The organism is Moorena sp. SIOASIH (assembly GCF_010671925.1).
Taxonomy (GTDB): Bacteria; Cyanobacteriota; Cyanobacteriia; order Cyanobacteriales; family Coleofasciculaceae; genus Moorena.
This window is the reverse complement of record NZ_JAAHIH010000005.1, coordinates 181,357-200,267: the sequence shown is the minus strand read 5'-3', so window position 1 is coordinate 200,267 and position 18,911 is coordinate 181,357. Positions and strand designations below refer to the sequence as shown.

At 43.8% G+C, this 18,911-nt stretch carries 9 protein-coding genes; 3 read left to right on the top strand and 6 right to left on the bottom strand.

Annotation, left to right across the window (positions count from 1 at the left end; all coding sequences use genetic code 11):
* Window positions 1-395: 395 nt before the first annotated feature.
* Window positions 396-5,765, top strand: a complete 5,370-nt coding sequence (locus tag F6J90_RS27875; protein ID WP_293101132.1) for a PAS domain S-box protein — start codon at window positions 396-398, stop codon at window positions 5,763-5,765.
* A gap of 140 nt (window positions 5,766-5,905) precedes the next feature.
* A complete protein-coding gene (locus F6J90_RS27870) occupies window positions 5,906-6,979 on the top strand; it encodes a hybrid sensor histidine kinase/response regulator (RefSeq protein ID WP_293101129.1) in 1,074 nt (357 codons plus the stop codon).
* Between the two features lie 163 nt (window positions 6,980-7,142).
* Here F6J90_RS27870 and F6J90_RS27865 read toward each other — a convergent pair whose 3' ends face one another.
* The 6 genes from F6J90_RS27865 to F6J90_RS27840 form a co-directional block, all read right to left on the bottom strand.
* Entirely contained in the window at window positions 7,143-9,755 is a 2,613-nt protein-coding gene (locus F6J90_RS27865; protein ID WP_293101127.1) for a M1 family metallopeptidase, read from the bottom strand.
* A gap of 259 nt (window positions 9,756-10,014) precedes the next feature.
* A complete protein-coding gene (locus F6J90_RS27860) occupies window positions 10,015-10,797 on the bottom strand; it encodes an MlaE family lipid ABC transporter permease subunit (protein ID WP_293101125.1) in 783 nt (260 codons plus the stop codon).
* Between the two features lie 7 nt (window positions 10,798-10,804).
* Window positions 10,805-13,852, bottom strand: a complete 3,048-nt coding sequence (locus tag F6J90_RS27855; protein ID WP_293101122.1) for a methyl-accepting chemotaxis protein — start codon at window positions 13,850-13,852, stop codon at window positions 10,805-10,807.
* An 85-nt stretch (window positions 13,853-13,937) separates the two neighbouring features.
* A complete protein-coding gene (locus F6J90_RS27850) occupies window positions 13,938-14,468 on the bottom strand; it encodes a chemotaxis protein CheW (RefSeq protein ID WP_293101119.1) in 531 nt (176 codons plus the stop codon).
* A 21-nt stretch (window positions 14,469-14,489) separates the two neighbouring features.
* The gene (locus F6J90_RS27845) at window positions 14,490-14,855 is read right to left on the bottom strand and encodes a response regulator (protein WP_071107414.1); all 366 of its coding nucleotides are present in this window, start codon (window positions 14,853-14,855) and stop codon (window positions 14,490-14,492) included.
* A 299-nt stretch (window positions 14,856-15,154) separates the two neighbouring features.
* Window positions 15,155-16,363, bottom strand: a complete 1,209-nt coding sequence (locus tag F6J90_RS27840; protein ID WP_293101115.1) for a response regulator — start codon at window positions 16,361-16,363, stop codon at window positions 15,155-15,157.
* Between the two features lie 784 nt (window positions 16,364-17,147).
* On the opposite strand from F6J90_RS27840, the gene hmpF reads away from it, so the two are divergent.
* Entirely contained in the window at window positions 17,148-18,911 is a 1,764-nt protein-coding gene (hmpF, locus tag F6J90_RS27835; protein WP_293101112.1) for a pilus motility taxis protein HmpF, read from the top strand.

Sequence of the window (18,911 nt, the reverse complement as noted above, 5' to 3'; positions counted from 1 at the left end):
GTAGTTGCAAGGTGTACTAGTCTTGTATAGTATATTTTTCTCGATGCATATATATAGAAATTTGTCAACTCCTATTATTATATTAACCGAGGCTCTAGCTTGAGATTTCAGCTGTTATTTCCGTGTTATCACCCACAGTCTTTAAATTAAAACTTCAGCAGAATCCTCCATGACGGGGCTAAATCAACAAAGCAACAATGGTGTCATATCGATTCCGGTGGTATCGTAGCGAACAAGCATGGGCAATGTGTTGATTTATCTACGTTGATTTATCTACGTTGATTTATATACACTATGCTGTTTCCGCGATTGTCCGGACCAAATCGGCACTACCGAATTGGATGTCAGTTACAGACGCACGAAAATGCTTTGCCATAAGCAACTTCCCCTGGATTATGCAAGATTCTCCATCTGTCCCTAACCCTTCCCAAGACATTCGGTTAGGCTACCTACAGTGGTTTTATAACTTACCAGTAAGTAGTAAGCTGCTTACTGGTTTGTTTGCCTCTGAGCTAATTTCTCTGATTGGATTCTTCGGCGTCGCTGCTTCAATGATGGTAACAGGAGGGCAAATCGAACTACGAGACCAAGCTGAGTCTCAATTAGCACTCACCGAGACCAACTACAATTCTAAAATTGAGCAAACTAAGCTGGGCTTCCGTGGTCAAGCCGATAATGGTGCCATCATTGCTGCTGCGATCGCTCATCATTCTGGTCAGCCGATAAAACCAGCCCTCAAGGCTGAAGTCAGACGGGTTCTGAGGAACGAAATTAAAGCCCGCAACATTGAATATGGCACTTTAGTAGGTACCAATGGGAAGATTATTGCTAATGCCAACGCTGACCGTACAGGAGAGAGGTTTAATCCTAATCAATTAGTCAGTCAAGTTTTCCAGAATCCTCAGGCTATTCAGACCAGTCAAATTGTCAGCTGGGTTGAGTTAGCTAAGGAGTCACCTCAGCTACCGAATGGTTTTGTTGAACAAGACAGCCTAATTCGTTACACACTCACTCCAGTCAAGAACCCAGAGACTGGAAGTATAGTAGCTGTCTTGGTGTCTGGTGACTTGGTCAATGGCAAATTGCCCATAGTTCAGACCACCCTGCAGGGGGTTGACAAAGGCTATAGTGCAATCTACTATCGCCAGGGTTCAGGGGAATTTAACTTAGCCACTGCTACTTTGGATAACAGTGATGTTAAAGATTTAGAGCAAGGGGAATCGAGTTTAGATTTAGTCAACGGGTCCCTGTTGGAGAAAGCAGTTACCCAAGCATCAGAGGTAGTTTACGCACGCCAAACCTTGGGTAAGCAATCTTACACTATAGTCGCTAAAGCTCTAACTAATTTTGATAGTGAAGCGACAGTAGTGTTAGTCAGAGGAACTACTGAATCCTCCTTCAATCAATTTCTTAGGGATAATTTAGAACTTGAGCTGAGCGTCCTTGCTATAGCCTTAATCGCAGATGTCTTCTTGGCTATCTTGCTTGGACGATCAATTGCTAAACCAGTCAAACAACTACAAAAAACTACCCAAGAATTTGCTGCTGGCAATTTGGAAGCGCGAGTCGAGGTGTGGACTAAAGATGAAGTAGGGCAACTTACTATCAATTTCAATCGTATGGCTGACACTCTGTTGGCTGCTTTTAAGCAAAGGGAACGTTATGCAGCTGAGCAATCACGACTAAACACTCAATTGCAGCAAGAGATTGCAGAACGTCTCCTGACTGTGGAAACACTAAAGCTGATCGACTTTTCTCTCGATCGGGTAGGGGATGCAGTTTTTTTATCAAAACAGGATGGCCGATTTTGTTATGTCAATGAAGCTGCTTGTCATTTCCTTGGCTACTCCCGTGAAGAACTACTGACGTTGCACGTTTATGATATCGATCCCTTACTGTCAAAAGATAACTGGTCGCCGTTTTGGGAAAACCTGAAACAGCGAGGTTCTTTTAAGCAAGATTCAGTACATCGCACTAAATACGGGCGAGAATTTACTGTAGAAATTGGGCTTAATTATTTACAGTTTAATGCTCAAGAATATAACTGTGTTATTGCTCGCGATATTACCGAGCGTAAACAGGGAGAAAATTTACTGAAACGAACTAACTTTCTGTTAAAGGCTCAACAAGAGGCATCAATTGATGGTATATTAGTTATTGATGAAAACCAAAAAATTCTATGGCATAATCGGCGTTTTGGTCAGATGTGGAATATCCCAGAGGAGATTCTCAACTCTGGTGATGACCAAAAACTTTTGAAAAGTGTGCTATCTAAGCTAAATAAACCTAAAGAATTTATCCACAGGCTGAAGTATCTGTGTGAACATCCCAGCGAAGTAAGTCGTGATGAAATTTACTTGAATGATGGTCGGATTTTTGACCATTACTCTGGCTCTGTGGTGTCTGAAGCTAATGATTACTATACTAGAATCTGGTATTTCCGAGATATCACCCAGAGAAAGCAAGTAGAAGCCCAAGTTACTCAGCTCAATCAAGAGTTGAGTAATCATGCCTTGGAACTAGAAGTAGCGAACACAGAACTGGCAGCAACCAAAGACTTTATCACGAACATAATTAATGCAGTATCCGATCCAATTTTTGTAAAAGATAGACATTATAATTGGAAATTTTTTAATGATAGCTTTTGTGAGTTTATCGGATATTCGAGAGAGGAACTATTAGGTCATTCAGATTCGGAATTTTTCGTATCAGAAGAAGCTGAGGTTTTTAGAAAAACCGATAAACTCGTCATGAAGAATGGTGTCGTTAATGAAAATGAAGAATACTTTACTGATTATAACGGTATCCTTCATTTCATTTCTACCAAGAAAACTCGTTTCTTCGATTCCAAAAATAATCCCTATATTGTGGGGGTTATTCGAGACTTGACTCATCGGAAGCAACTGGAAGAGCGACTGGCGAAACTTAATGAATGCTTTCTTAACTTTGGTAGCAATCCCGACAAAAATATTAATCATCTGGTAGCCGTTTGTGGGCAATTACTCAATGCTAGTTTCGCTCTCTATAATTGCCTGGAATACAATCAACTGGTGACATTAGGACAGTGGCAAGTCCCGCCAGATTACCCGACTATGGATAGCGCCAAAGGACGTATTTGCTACGACGTGATTCGACAAGGAACTGATGAGTCAGTGGTCAAGCAGGATCTCCAGAATACAGCTTATGCTCAAACTGATCCCAACATTAGGGCTTATAATCTGTGTACTTACATCGGTATTGCGGTCAAATGGAACAAAAAGGTAATGGGTTCCCTGTGTGTTATGTATCAGCAGCAGGTAGAACCAAGTACAGAAGACAAACAACTGCTTAATCTGATTGCCAGCGCTATTGGTGTAGAAGAACAACGAAAACAGGCTCAGCAGGAACTTCAGGATAGTAAAGAGCGATTTGCCTTAGCTGTAGAAGGAGTCAACGATGGGATTTGGGATTGCAATCTCCAAACTGGTGAAATGTATTTATCCCCTCGTTGGAAGAGTATGTTGGGGTATGAAGATGATGAAATTACCAATACGTTTGAATCCTGGACACAGATTATTCATCCAGACGACCTAGAGCAAACCTTACTCAGTTTTAATAATTATCTAGAGGGCAATTTTTTTCAGTATCAAGAAGAGTTCCGTGCTTTACACAAAGATGGCACCTACCGTTGGCTGCTGACTCGTGGAGCGGCGCTGTGGGATAAAACAGGTAAGCCTTATCGCATAGCAGGTTCTCACACCGATATTTCAGAGCGTAAAAAAGCAGAAGAAGCTCTCAAAAGTCAGTTAACAGCTCTCGAAGCAGCTACTGATGGCATCGCATTAGTCAATCCAGCAGGTGAATACTTTTACCTCAATCAGACTCACCTGGAATTGTTTGGCTACACTCAACCGGATCAACTGGTGGGTCGCCAATGGCATATAATTTATCCGCCAGAAGAAATTGAGCGTATTGAGAAGTCAGTTTTCCCCCAATTGTTTAAAACAGGAAAATGGAGTGGAGAAGCTACGGCTGTGCGCAAGGATGGTAGCACATTCGCTGAGGAATTTTCTCTAACGTTACTTGAGGATGGTGGTTTAATCCGTGTCTGTCGAGATATTACACAGCGTAAAAATGCTGAAGAGCAGATGCGGCAAAATCATCAAAGACTGGCTCTGGCTAATGCCCAGTTAGAACGGGCTACTCGTCTCAAAGATGAGTTTCTTGCTAGCATGAGTCATGAATTACGTACTCCCCTCAACGCTATTCTTGGTTTATCAGAAGCTTTGCAAGAGGAAGTGTATGGTTCGATTACAGATAGGCAGCGTAAATCTCTCGGTACAATTCAGAGCAGTGGTCAACATTTGCTAGAACTAATCAATGATCTGCTTGACCTTGCCAAAATTGAATCTGGGAAGATGGAACTCCACATCTGTGCTGTTTCCCTCCAAAAACTCTGCAATTCCAGCTTGATGTTTGTTAGAAACCAAGCCCATCACAAAAATATTAAGCTGACTTCTCAGCTAACTGAGAGACTATGGGAAATAGAAGTGGATGAGCGACGTATCCGACAAGTCCTGATCAATTTGCTCAGTAATGCTGTGAAGTTTACCCCAACCGGAGGAAGGGTTATTTTAAAAGCTGAGGAAGATTTATTGAGAAATACTATTTGTTTTAGTGTCATTGATACTGGTATTGGCATTGCTCAAGAAAATATGCCTAAGCTATTCCAATCCTTCGTCCAAATTGACAGCCGTCTCTCCCGTCGCTACGCCGGTACAGGTTTGGGTTTGGCTTTGGTGCAACGAACTATAGAAATTCATGGGGGTAGGGTAGATGTGGAGAGTGAAGTGGGTAAAGGTAGTTGCTTCACAGTAACTCTGCCGATTAAACAAAGCGGTGAGGCAAACGGAGAATACCAGAGTGATTTGGGAGACCTAAGCCAATTTACTCAATCTGGCATCTCCAATCCCCAAGTGCTGATCATCGAAGACTCTATTACTGCAGCTGAAGTTATTTCTCGCTATATCAGGGAAATAGGGCTACAAACCTTGACTTACCCTGAAGGAGAAGGTGCTCTCGAGCAGGTTATACAGGTCAACCCAGGCGTGATTATTCTAGATTTGCAATTGCCGAAGGTGTCTGGCTGGAAGGTTTTGGCTCAGCTAAAAGCTCATCCCCAAACCCAACACATCCCAGTGATTATTCTTTCTGTAGTGGATGAGCGATCGCAAGCCTTGGAGATGGGTGCGTCTGAATATCTGGTTAAACCAGTCTCCCGCCAACTCTTGCGCTCAACAATTAGCAAAGTTTTGGGTCGTTTAGAAACACCAGAGTCACCCAACCATGCCGAAACTGCTCTGGTCTTTATGCCTCAAACAGCTCCAGAGTCACCGTTAATCTTAATTGCAGAGGATAATGAGACTAACATTAAGACGATTTGGGATTACTTGCTCAGCAAAGGCTATCGGTTGATATTAGCTAAGAATGGCTGGGAAGCGATTAGCCAGGCTAAAGAGTACCACCCACAGCTGATTATGATGGATATTCAGATGCCAGATATGGACGGTATTGAAGCGATTAAGCGAATTCGAGACAATCAGGAAACTAGCGAAATTCCGATTATTGCCGTAACAGCACTGGCGATGCCAGGGGATAAGGAGAAATGTCTAGGAGCTGGCGCGGACGAATACATCCCTAAACCAGTGAGTCTGAAGAACTTGGTCAGTACTATTCAACAGTATGTTCATGTAGACGTTAAGGATTTTCAATTAATCAGTCATTAGTTATAAATCCCAAGCAGGTTTAAACCTAATCAATAGTATATAAGTATAAGTTAATATTACAAGTTAGTATTACCCAAACTAAATCCCAGACATCTGTATTTAATATGATGAACTATTCAAGCGCATAAAGGGTGTTATTGATGGATAGTCAAAACTCTATACTAGTAGTTGATGATGAACCCTGTGGGTTTGATGTCATTGAGGCTCTCCTGTTCAAGGAAGGTTACAACTTGAGCTATGCCTCTTGTGGTGAAGAGGCATTGAACCGTCTAGAGGAAATTCAGCCGGACGTAATCTTATTGGACGTGATGATGCCAGAACTTGATGGTATAGAGGTTTGCAGTCGGATCAAGTCTGACCCAAACTGGCAGCATATCCCAATTATTATCGTAACGGCTCTCAATTCTAAGGAAGATCTTGCCCGATGCCTGGATGCAGGAGCCGATGATTTCCTAGGTAAACCTGTTAGTGGACTCGAACTGCGATCTAGAGTGCGTTCGATGTTGCGGATTAAAAAACAACATGATGAACTAGCTGCTACTTTACAGCTGAGGGAAGATATGTCTCATATGATCGTGCATGATTTGAGACATCCTTTGGCTAATATTATCATATCTTGTGAGATTTTGCAGCAAACTGAACTCCAAGAAAAACAGCAAAGAAAGACTGAACAAATATTGAAATCAGCTCTCCAGCTGCGCTCAATGACGGATAACTTATTGATGATGGCGAAGTTACAATCGGGAAAACTTACGCTTAATCGAGACTTGGTGGATCTCAATGCACTCGAACAAGAGGTAGTCTTAGATTTCCAAGCCATTGCTCACGAGAAAAACATTCAGCTAGTTAGCGATCTACCAGAATCCAGTAAGACTCTTTTAATTGATGCTAATTTAATCCGCCGTGTCTTAGATAACTTACTCTCAAATGCCATCAAATTTTCTCCTTCACAAAGTAAAGTTATACTGCAAGTAGATTATCCAGTAGATCGGGAAAGCCAAGCTAGAATTCGCATTGCTGATTCTGGACCTGGGATTGATGAAGAATTGCGAAAACGTATTTTTGATAAGTACGATGTGGGAAATTTAATGACTGGAATTTCTCAAACTGGTCTGGGATTAACATTCTGTAAAATGGCAGTTGAAGCCCATGGTGGTAGGATATTTGTAGAAAATAATCAACCATCAGGGTCAGTGTTCACTGTAGAAATTTAAGTATAAATTGTAAGCATTCAGCCGTCAGCCGTCAGCCGTCAGCCTTGGCCTTGGCCGTTGGCCACGCTACGCGAATGGCTGAAAGCTGAGAGCTGAGAGCTGAGAGCTGATAGCTGAATGCTTACTAAATTTAATTAGAAGCTGTAAAAGAAAGACTTCATACCTAATTAGATTTGGCTTCCAAGTTTTCCAGGCGGCTTTTGAGTTCCTGATTATCTTTTTTCAGTTTGTCAAGTTCGTCCCGTAGCTGTTTAATGGCTTTGTCAGAGCCAATGGTTTTCTGGACTTTCTGAATGGCTTCTTCTGCAATCCGACGAATTCGCCCATCAGGGGTATTCTCTAAAAGCGATCGCAAAATATCCATAGCTTTCGGGGTTTCCATTTTTCCTAGAGCCCCAACTATGGTGACTTGAGTCAAATAGAAGGTTTCACGGGACAGTTCTTCTAATTGCTCCAGGATCGACTCTATTTTATTGGGAGTCTGACCTGTAGAAATCTCTCCTAAAGCTCGAATCGCTCCTAGACGAAGGGGTTGAGGTATGCCAGGAGTGGTATATTCTAAAATTACGTCTAGGGCAATGGGTGAGGATTTAATTTGACTTAAGCCACCAATGGCACCGCTACGTACTACTTCATTCCAACCACTCCGTTCTTGGAGTACTTTTGTGAGCAATTGGATTACTTCATCTTCTCTATCCTTAAGGCTTGCCGAAACCATTCCCCCAAGTGACCTGGCTGCTGAGGCTTCTACGTAGTAGCTGGCATCCCCTTTTTCTAGTAATTGCTTGAGAGCATTGTAGCTTTCTGGAGTCTTCACTTCACCCAAGGCTTGCACAACGGCACGACGCACACGGGGATTTTGATCGGACAAGCCAGCAATTAAGGCGGCTTCGGCTTGATCTAGTTTTACCTTAGCTAATTGTTTGGCTACTTCTAAGCGAACACCCCAGAATGATTCACTCTTTAGGGCATCAGACAATGCTTTTACTGCTTCTAATCCTCCCTTTTTCGCCAAGGCTTTCCCTGCATAGATACGGGAGATGGGGTCTGGGTCAAATTTCAGCTGGGCTTTGAGTTCGGCTATTGGGTATTCTAGGGAAACGGTTTTCAGGTAATTATTCCCGTGGTCGAAGCTAATTAAGTTAGGTTTTTTCGCCAGTGGGAAATAGAAACTTTGTTCCCGTTCATGAACCCTGACCGTAAATGTCTGTAGACAGGTTTCATTAGACGTTTCCACAGGAGAATCGTCTTCGAGCTGGGTGTAACCAAAGGCAATCGGGATTTTCAGGTCAAATAGCTCACTATCGCTACCTGTGTTACTATCTTTTGCCTGAGTTTGGGTTACTGTAACTTTAGCCAACTTGCTATCCCCATCCCAGGAATAGGCAACTTTGTATTCAGGATGGCCCCCCCGGAAGACGTACTGGTCAAATAGGAATAACAGATTACGACCGGTAGCTTTTTCAATCGCCCTTAGCAGGTCAATGGTTTCTACGGTTTTGTGAGCATTATCTTGAACAAAGGTTTGGATTGCTTTCCAGAACAAGTCTTCCCCTAACTCTGCCCGAATCATATGATAGACGCAAGCACCTTTTTCATAAAGGTGCCTATCGTAGAGTTCAATAGCTTCTCGATAGACATGGGTAACCATGGGGCGGCGGTAACGAGAACTATCTTCTGAGATATAACTGCGTGCTTCATTGAGTATGTAGTAGGCAGCATCATCTTTACCATACTCATGTTCGGTCCAAAACACTTCTGTGTAGGATGCCATGCCTTCCTTAAGCCAGGCATGGGACCAGTGTTTAATCACCACTAAGTCCCCAAACCACTGATGAGCAAGTTCGTGAACCACAAGGCTTTCAGTCCGTTGGTTATCGATAGCTGCTCGTTCATCAAGCAAGCAACGGTCTGTTAACAGAGTGGTGGAGGTGTTTTCCATACCACCAAAGATGAAGTCATCTACACAGACTTGGGCATATTTCGGATAGGGGTAGGGATAGCCAAAGGTTTCACTCAAGAACTCTATCATTCCAGGGGTTTTGCCCATGCTGCGGCGAGCATCCTCCTCTCGCCCCTTCTCGACGTAGTAGTTGACTGGTTTGCCCTGCCATTCATCCCGAATTTCCGCAAAGTCGGCTACTGCTAGAGTCATCAGGTAAGTGGGATGAACTTCTTGCTGCCGCCAGTGGTATATGGTTTCATCCCCGTCTTCTTCTGTAGCAAATAGTTCCCCGTTGGAGATAGCAATCAGGGGTTTTGGCACTCTAACGCGGATTTCGGAGGTAGCAAGTTGACCAGGATAATCGAAACAAGGGAACCAGAAGCGAGAGTCTTCATCTTCTCCTTGGGTCCAAACTTGGGTGGGTTTGTTGGGGTAGTGTTGGTTTGGATGAATAAAGTAAATACCGCGCTGGGGGTTGTCTACACTGTATGCGATCGCAATCTTAATCGCTTTTCCAACAACAGGCGGGTTAAGTAGCTGGATCTTTAGTTGTTCCCCGTCATAGTCAAAGGGTTGGGGGATTTGGTCAACCTGCACTGAGGCGATAGTCAAGTTGACCGCATCAAGTACTAGCTGTTTAATGCCATTGCGTATTGGGTTAAGGGTGATGGTGCAGGTACCGCTAACCCTTTCGAGGGGGATATCCAGAGTTAAATCCAGGAAAATATGCTCCACTTGTCCTGGGCGGTCAGGATTGTATTGGGGTCTAGCACCGGGTAATTCAAAGGACTTGTGAGTTTTGCTTTCGGTATCAAAATACGACTGGGACATTAGTGAAGTTGTAGAACTGAACAGTGTGGACAATGGCGTTAAGTGGAGCTATGGGAAGTTTCCGAAAGGAAATGGAATCGCCCTTCCTGTAGCGGTCGATTGCTCTATTTTAAATTAACTCATCTGTGGATTACTGCTGATCAGGTCAGGTTTTAGGGAATTTTGAACAGCTACAGACCTTGAGGGAAGATTACTGGTTTATAGCTGTATGTTAACTGATTGCTTTTGGGCAATTAACAATGAACGATTAACAACCGATTTAGCTGATCACCGCACTACCCATCCCTTGGAACATCAACCATGATAAGAAAAAGTTGCTAATAAAAATTGCCAGCAAAGCAGTAACCACAGCAGTGGTGGTAGATTGACCCACACCCTTAGCCCCTCCTGTCGTGGTTAACCCCCAGCTACAACCAATCACAGCAATCAACAGCCCAAACACTACAGATTTAATAGCAGCAGAGAACAAGTCCCAAATTCCTAGGAAGTTACGAGCCGAATCAAGAAACACAGACTGGGGAATACCATAAATATTCTGAGCCAGCACCACTCCTCCTACCATACCAGTCACAATGGCGAGAATGGTCAACACTGGCAGCATTAGACAACAAGCAATAACCCGAGGAATCACTAAGTAATCAATCGGGTCAGTCTTGAGCATATACAAAGCATCAATTTGCTCTGAAACACGCATCGTACCAATTTCAGCAGCAAATGCCGAGCCAACTCGTCCTGCCAAAACCACAGCAGTCAACACCGGAGCCAATTCCCTAGCCAAAGCTAGAGCCAAGACTCCCCCAATGGCATTGGTGGCACCAAAATTAATGAACTCTCGTGTTACCTGAATGGTAAACACCATACCGATTACAGTAGCAGTGAGCAGAGCAATTATCAGAGACTCTGGTCCAACGGTTACCATTTGCTCGATGGTATTGCGGCGGTGAATCTTCCCAGTCAGTAGATGAAGTATCACTTGCCCAGCTAAGAAAATCGCCGCCAGTAAACGCTGACTCCATAACCCGAGGCTGGAAGTTTTAGCCATTAATCAATCATTTCCCATCATTCGCTTCCACACGGAAACGCTCAACAAATGTCCGCAACTCTCCCGCCACACCGACCAGGTTTTGCAAGGCTCCAGAAACCCTTTGGGCTTCTTGGGAGGTTTCTTGAGCGGTTAACTCAACGGATTGCATCACTTGGGCAACAGCACGGGATGTTTCAGTTTGCTCGATAGTATCCGCAGTGATGGCACGTACTAAAGCATCGATCCGGTTTGCCACTTGCACAATATCTTCTAGCGATCGCTTGGCTTGTTCTGCTCGTTTAGTACCTTCAATCACCTGTTGGGTGCCTTCTTCCATAGCTGTCATAACTGAACCAGTTTCACTCTGGATTTGCAACACAATGTGTTCAATATCCTTGAGTGCCTTGGCTGACTTATCAGCGAGCTGTCGTACCTCATCCGCAACAACAGCAAAGCCTCGACCAGCTTCTCCAGCTCTTGCCGCCTCAATACTAGCATTGAGTGCTAACAAATTTGTTCGGGAGGCAATGGTAGAAATCGATGTAACAATTTTAGAAATTTCCTGGGAAGATTCTGCCAAACGCTTGACTTTACGAGTCGTTTCTGCTACTGTTTCACGAATTTGCAAAATTCCTGCCACAGTGCGCTCCACAGCCTCACCACCTTTGAGAGCAGTAGCCGAGGCTGAGCGGGCAACTTCCTCAGCTTCTCGTGCACTCTCTGCCACCCGCTGAATAGCATCGGTCATCACCTGTACAGAGTTCAGGGTGACCGCCAGTTCCTCAGCTTGCCGTAAAGCATCAGAAGACAAGCTACGGGCAAAGGACTCACTATCAGTGGAACATTTAGTCACCTGACGAACTGCCTGCTTGACTTGTTGTACAATTTCCCGTAGGTTTTGAATGGTCAGGTTAAACGAATCAGCAACTGCCCCCAAAACATCAGCAGTTACCTCTGCTTGTACCGTTAAATCCCCCCGTGCTGCCCCTTCCACATCATCAAGCAATCGAATTACCTGGCGTTGGAGGTCTTCTTTTGCCTGTTCTTGCTCTTCTGCCTTTCGTTGTGCTTCAGTCATCGTTGTCAAGATGACTCTAGCCATTTGGTTGAAACTATGGGCTAACTGACCCAATTCGTCCTGAGAATAAATCGTAGCATGGGCATTGAGATTACCCTGAGAGACTCCTTCAAACTGAGTTTTCAGGTTTTCGGTACTACGTCTAATCTGCCTAGCTGTAATATTTCCCACAGCCAGAGTCGTACCAAAACTGGCAACACCAGCGGCTAGGGTCATCAGAATACTAGTATTCCGCACGTGATTTTTGAAGGATGGATCATCTCGAACCATGTATTGTGCTCCAGCACTAACCCCGGCTACCACAACCATTGAGACCGCCCCAGTAATCAAGGCAGTCATCCAATTCTTCTGGTTGAAGGGAGCGTTTTCTATGGGAGCTAGTGGACCTTGGTCAATACTAACAACCAGCTCTTTGTCAATGTCTTTAGTGGGATTATAAATTGGGATGGGCTCGGTGGCACTACTAAGGCTAAATAGCTCCTCATTCCCAGTGGCTGACGGATAATCATGATTGGCTACAGCACTAGCACCACTGGTGTTCATCTCCATTGAGCCAGTACTTTCCAGTGTTGAGCCAGTACTGCTTAATACATCAAAATCACTATTGTCATCACTCTGATTGGACAGTGGTTGCTGATCATCAACAGAGAAATCAGGGATTGAATCTAAATCATCATCAAATAGGTCAAACTCATCTAAAAACCCCTCTTTTACCCCTTGATGTGCTTCAATTCCTGACAATATTTCCTCTTCTGATTCCGTTACATCATCCATTGTCCAAGAATCATCATCAAAGGATTCCAAATTAATTTGGTCTGGGCTTGGAGAGTTGAACCCATTGTGATCGTAAGCTGAGTCCAAAAGTTGCTCATCCGAGCCATAGTTTCCCCCTAAATAGGGTTCAGTAGAGTCAGCCGCCTCATCATTGAGATATTCTAAGTCCTCTTGATTGTCAGCATAGGCTTGAGTATCCCCAGAAGTTGGTTTCTCAGGTTCCAAAGGCTGCTCGCTGGGAGGGGTAGGATAAGAACTTGGAGTCTGGTAAAAATGCCCCTCAAGCTCTGCTGAATTCATTAACAGGGTTGCGGCTTCAACAAAGGAATTCTTTGATTGCTCCTCAAGATCGCTAAACTCGTAATCCGGCAGAGATTCTAATTCTTCTTCACCCAGGATGTTAAACTCAACTGTGCTCGATTCACTAGTTAACTGTTCTGAACCTAAAGAGTGATCTTCGTCTAAATTCACCTCAGGAGACACCATAAATGTTTGTAGACCCTCCTCTTGAGAGAGTTCAGGAAAGTGTCCTTCTGTGCCATTGTAAGAAGTCTGACTACTGACAGCGTTAACATCGAGTTCTAAATCCTCAGAGGCAATTTCCCAACTCTCTAAATCCTCACTGTCTTCTTCTAAGTCACTGACCATACTAAAAGGGTCTAGATTAGAAGCAGACTGATACTCTATGGCTCCTTCATCACTATCACTAGTGGAATCTTGAAAAGACTCCTTAAAGGGTGAGGTGGATGCTGAAGCAAAATCATCAACCCCTGTGTTATCAAAACTTAAGCTTTCCGGGTCAAATTCACTGATATCATTAAAATCAGCGAAGTCTTGCCAATTTCCTGCTGTGGGTTCTGCACTCAACTCCTCAGTCTCATCTAGTTTCACCTGTGATGTATTGACATCATCATCAGGTGATAACCCAGCAGCCTGATGACCATTTGTGGATCGCTGGGCGTACTCTAGACCGTTGTTGGCATAATTAACAAAATCCGGTTCAGAGGTCAGATTGAGTACTGATTCATACTGTTGGCGAGCCACATCGTACTGTTGTAGACCATAGCAGTATATATGACCCCGCAGTAGCAGCGCACTGGGTTCATTAGGGAAATCCTCAATCAAACGATCAACAATTGTTGCCGCTTCTTGGTATTTGCCCTGCATATAGGCTTTTTCGGCTTCCCCATACTGCTGGGGGTAATTTATACTGGATGCCATTTACCTCCTCCCGAAGCATTAAAAATTAATATTTATTAATAATTAATCAAACTAATTTTTAATGTTCAATTTTTAATAATTAGTTTTAGGCTGCCCACCTTGCTGAGCGTATAATCGCCACATGATCAAGTAGTCGAAGAACCTGATTAAACTCAATGTCTAGCAACCACTCACCGCGTAAGAAAGGAGCCATACTATCGGCAACATTGGTAGGCATATGTAACTTTTCCACATCCAGCCAGTCTGTACAGACAATTTGTTGAACTGCCAACCCCAGCATAGTGTCTTGATCTTCAATAACAATAACAGGGATTTCCATACGGTCTGTATTTAAAACCGTTTTATCCCCCAGAAACTGACCTAGATCTGAGACCCAAATTACCCGTCCACGTCGATTGAAAGTCCCCAACAATAAAGGGGAAGCATTAGGAATAGGAGTAATTTGTTCAGGGGAGGGGTCAATTACCTCTTTTATCCCAGTAGCCGGCAGAGCAAATTCATCACCAGATGGCAGATAAAACCGCAGGTATAGTTCGCCTTCAGGACTTTCCAATTCCTGCAATTCTGGGGCTTGTTCAAGAGCCGAGTCAGTTACAAAGTCCGGATTAGCAACCATTCCCGTTAAATACCAATATATTTATGTTCTAAGTAGCTGTCTAACTGTTCCAATCAACTCCGTTGGCTGAAAAGGCTTCGCAATGTATGCATCTGCACCTTGCTTCATGCCCCAATAGCGGTCAAATTCTTCACCTTTTGAAGAACACATCACCACTGGCACATTCTGAGTTTTAGGGTCAGCCTTAAGACGGCGACAGACCTCATAGCCATTCATGCGTGGCATCACTATATCCAAGACCACTACATCTGGACAAGACTCTACAATATGTTCTAAAGCCTCAACACCATCACTGGCAACATCCACCTTCAAACCACTACCTTTGAGGAGGTCTGAGATCATCTGCCGTTGAGCAAGGCTGTCTTCTACAACTAAAACTTTACTCATAACTCCTAGCTCGACCCTCGGGAAATAGTAGTGAAATTAAACCACAGCCCGATTTGGGTCTATAAATTAAATCATGATTACAGTATCGCTCATCTATTGGTGGTGATACCAAGAAAGACTAGATTTTTATTGAATTTGTGGAAGCTTCTAGCTTGACCAGTGGGTTTAATTAGGATAGTGTTGGTTAATTAACTGATGGGTTAGACGCCTCTATTAATAAGTTAAAGGCTGACAGAGCAAGATTCTCCCCTTGATCTAATTCTTTGGTCAGGGCATTACTATCTTGGCATTGTTCTAGATCACCTGGACCAAATGTATTTTTCCAAAAGCATCAATAACTCATGATCTCCGAAGGGCTTCGTTAAGTAGTCAGTTGCGCCTACCATCCGGGCTCTGACGCGATCGATAAAGCCATCTTTGCCTGTGAGCATGATGATGGGGGTTTGCCGAAATGCTGTGGATTGGCGTAACATGCCACAAAGCTCATAACCATCTAGGTCGGGCATTACTAGGTCACAGAGGATGAGATCGGGTTGGAGTTGAAAAACCTCACTCAGAGCCTTTAGGGGCTTCTGTATTGCTGTGACTTTATAACCTTTGGCTTCTAGGGTATATTCCACAGCTTTTCCAACTGCGAGATCATCATCAACACAGACAACAGATCGTGTAACTTTCTTCAACTCCCATTGCTCTTCAATGGCTGGCGTATCTGCTTCTTTGGGGGTCACCATTTGGATTGACCCCTGTTGTACATAGGGATAAATAGCCCGAGCTACGGTGATCAGGTCGCGATGGAGATAACGGGACAACTGGCGTAGAGAAGTTTTGCCATCTACCCAACTGCTGATGAGTCTAAAGGATTTTTCGGGCAGTGTAGCCTGTAACTGGTCATGGGCAGTAATCATTGGACACTGATGGGGAGATTGGATATGAGGGCACAATTGCTTCCACTCCTGCACCTGCTTCATAATCTCTGTGACCAATGGTCCTATTTCTAAGGTAGTAAGTTGCGGTGCTAATGCCGGACCAATTTCAAATACAAAGTAGCCATGGTGAAGGCTCAGCAAATCAAAAAGGGTTTCATGAACCATGCTTTGAATAATGCTTCGCCCTTGGTTTGGTGTGATAACATGCTTTTCTAACAAAGCCCAAAGATAACCATACTCTAGAGCATTGGTAGCGGCAATGGAGAGACTTTCCAATTGCTCTAGAGCATCATTGGCTTTATAGCGGCGCAGATAATCATGCAGGCGCGTCAAGCTCCCATCGCTGTCAGCAGCATAGGCAATCTGGCCATTCAGGAAGAAGACAAACCAATAAGGACCGGGACTTGGTAGTTTTGGCTGCTGGTAAAGTCTACCTGAGGCAAAACGATGACTGCCAATATTGCTAGCCTTGCTACTAGGGTGAGAGCTGTATGCCTCGACTAAGAGTTCCCCGGTTCGCTGACCTAGCTCGATCAGTTGCAGGATGCTACGGATATCAATTTCACTCAAAGTTCCCTGCATTTAAAGACAATGTGCTCCTAACAACCTGTTGATGAATCTGAGATTATGACCTGTCATTGAGTTTAAGGATGCCCATAAACTGGTACTGATCTATCTTTGCTCAAGAAACCGCTTAACTGTACACTGAAAATATCCCAAAAAATTGGGTGAGGCTAGTATAGTTGGTAAGGAATCGCTTCTGTAAGCCAACTGGTGGAAGCTTACCATGGCTGCAGACAGCTAACCATGAGCGAAGTAACTGATTAGGGGTAAGAGTGGGATTTTGACGGTTACTGGAAAATTAAGCTAAGATGTCCAAGGTTCTAGGTTAGGACTTTAAACACCATTGGATAGCATATAAGCATATAAATTAAGTATATTTATTTGAATAGGGATTAGGCACAAGGTAAGAAAGTGATGGGGTAAGATGTTATGTTCAATCTAGCTAGAAAAATCGACCACTAGGGTGGATAAAATCTATGCTTGGGGAAACTAGACAGGTTGGGGAAACTAGACCCCCCCTGTGGGAAGATTCCTAAGACTATCCTCATAAATCTATTTTTATTCTGCTAACCTTTATTGACTGGCAGATCAAGTCTAGGAAATACCTTAAAATACCTTTAGTGTCTAAATATACTGAATGCCGTCATCCTTTAAAGGACTAATAGCCTTAAGGATAAAAACAAAAATAGATCGGTTGACCAATAATCTCCGAAAATTACCACCCTGCAACCCCAAAGGGGTTAAGCGTTCAAATGTGTTAATCAAGAATTGGGCACAATACAAGTAAAAGAGGACGATCAGTGTGCTGTATCTCGCAGAGGTAAGAAAGCAGAAAACTGGGTTTATGGGTAGAGCTCAGGCCGAACTGAAACTGCTGGCTTTTCAGCGGACTGACCAGAGTTGGAATAAGGTGTCTGGGGAGGAAGTGCTTCCGACAGAACAAGCCAATAACTTTGGTGATGGTGCGTTGGTGATTGTTAACCTGAGTGGGAATCGACAAATACAGGGGACAATCGAGGCAGCGGGGGGAAGGTTAGTCAATCTATTGCAAAATTTCTCTCGCTTGCTAGAAAAGTCAAAAAACCAGGAAGAAGAAATTGAGCAGTGGAAGCAATCTTTGACCTATCAAAGTCAAGAACTCAACCGTCGCGAGATGGAAATGGAAGCGCGGCTTGAGCAGATGCAAACGATGGAGGAGGATTTTTCCAGAATAGAGCAACAACGCCAAGAACTGGAAACTACTGAGGCAGAAACTGCTAAACTCAGACAAGAATTGGAGCGTAAAAGTAAGGAGCTCGAAGGTGCTTGGGAACAACTCCGGGGACAGCAGCTACGCTTACAAGAGCAAGTTTCAGAGGGTTCTTACTCTGCTGGTTTAGATGCTCAGCAGGCTGGTGTGATTCAGCAATTGCTCAATCGCTTATCAGGAGGAGCAGAATCAACACAATCTGTCTGGGAACCACTGAATCAAGCCTTGGAAGTAGTCAAGCATCAGCAGTCGGTGTTGGATACTCACTGGCAGCAGTTAAATGAACAGCGTCTATTAGCGGAAAAATTAGAAGCAGACGTTGAGGGTCACGGGGAGGAAGTCCAACATCAAACCCAAAAGTTACAACAATTACAAGCATCCTGTGAACAGGCAAATCGGGAAATGCAAGTGCAGCAAACCAATCTAGAGATCAAGCTCGAATCAGCTAGGATGGTGAGTCTGCAACTCCAAACTCAGCAAGAATTATACCAAGAACTGGCTCGAATGGCAACAACATCAGGGGATGTCAAGATTAGCCAAATGGTGGATATTGCAGCACTAGAAAAAATGCCCTTGGGTGAGTTACAGGATATAGTTCAGAATTTGCAGCAGGATTTGGAAAAAGTTGTACGCTTCGTCAATGACCAAGAAGAAGAACTAACACTCCAACACCAAGGGATTGAAGAACTACAAGAACAGATTAGGGTCGCTAGTGAATACGATCGTATTAGTCTAGAAACCCAGTTAGCAGATGAGCAAGACCGTTACCAGATGCTGGACAGAACCTTGGTGGGTCAACGCCGGACTCTATGGGAACGAGAAGAAATTCTAAATCAGCACCTACGAGTGTTGCGACTGCGGCAAGGAATTGTGGACAGTAATGGTCAACAAAACCAGAAAATTGACTTAGAACCAATTTTGCTCGAACTAGAAGCACAGTGCAAACAACAGTCAGATCAATTGCAACAACTAGAACGAGAAATTGAACAGATGCGCCAAAGTCTTAGCCAAGCTGCAGAATTGATGAATCAACAAACCCAAGAAAAGGATGCTAAGCTGGCTCAGGTAAAAAATTGGGAGGAAAGTTGGCTCTCCAATCAGGTGAAGGTCGCTCAACTTTGGGGCAAAGTTCATCTCTATGAAGAAACCCTACAGCCATTGCAAGATGGTGTCAATGAAATTCGACAGAAGCTGGATGCGATCGCAAATGCTCTGAATCACATCCAGAAAACAGGTGGTTCTCAACAACAAGCGATCACTCAAATATCCCAAATCATCAGTAGCTTAAGCCAATCTCCAGAGTTGGCAGCTTCTTAG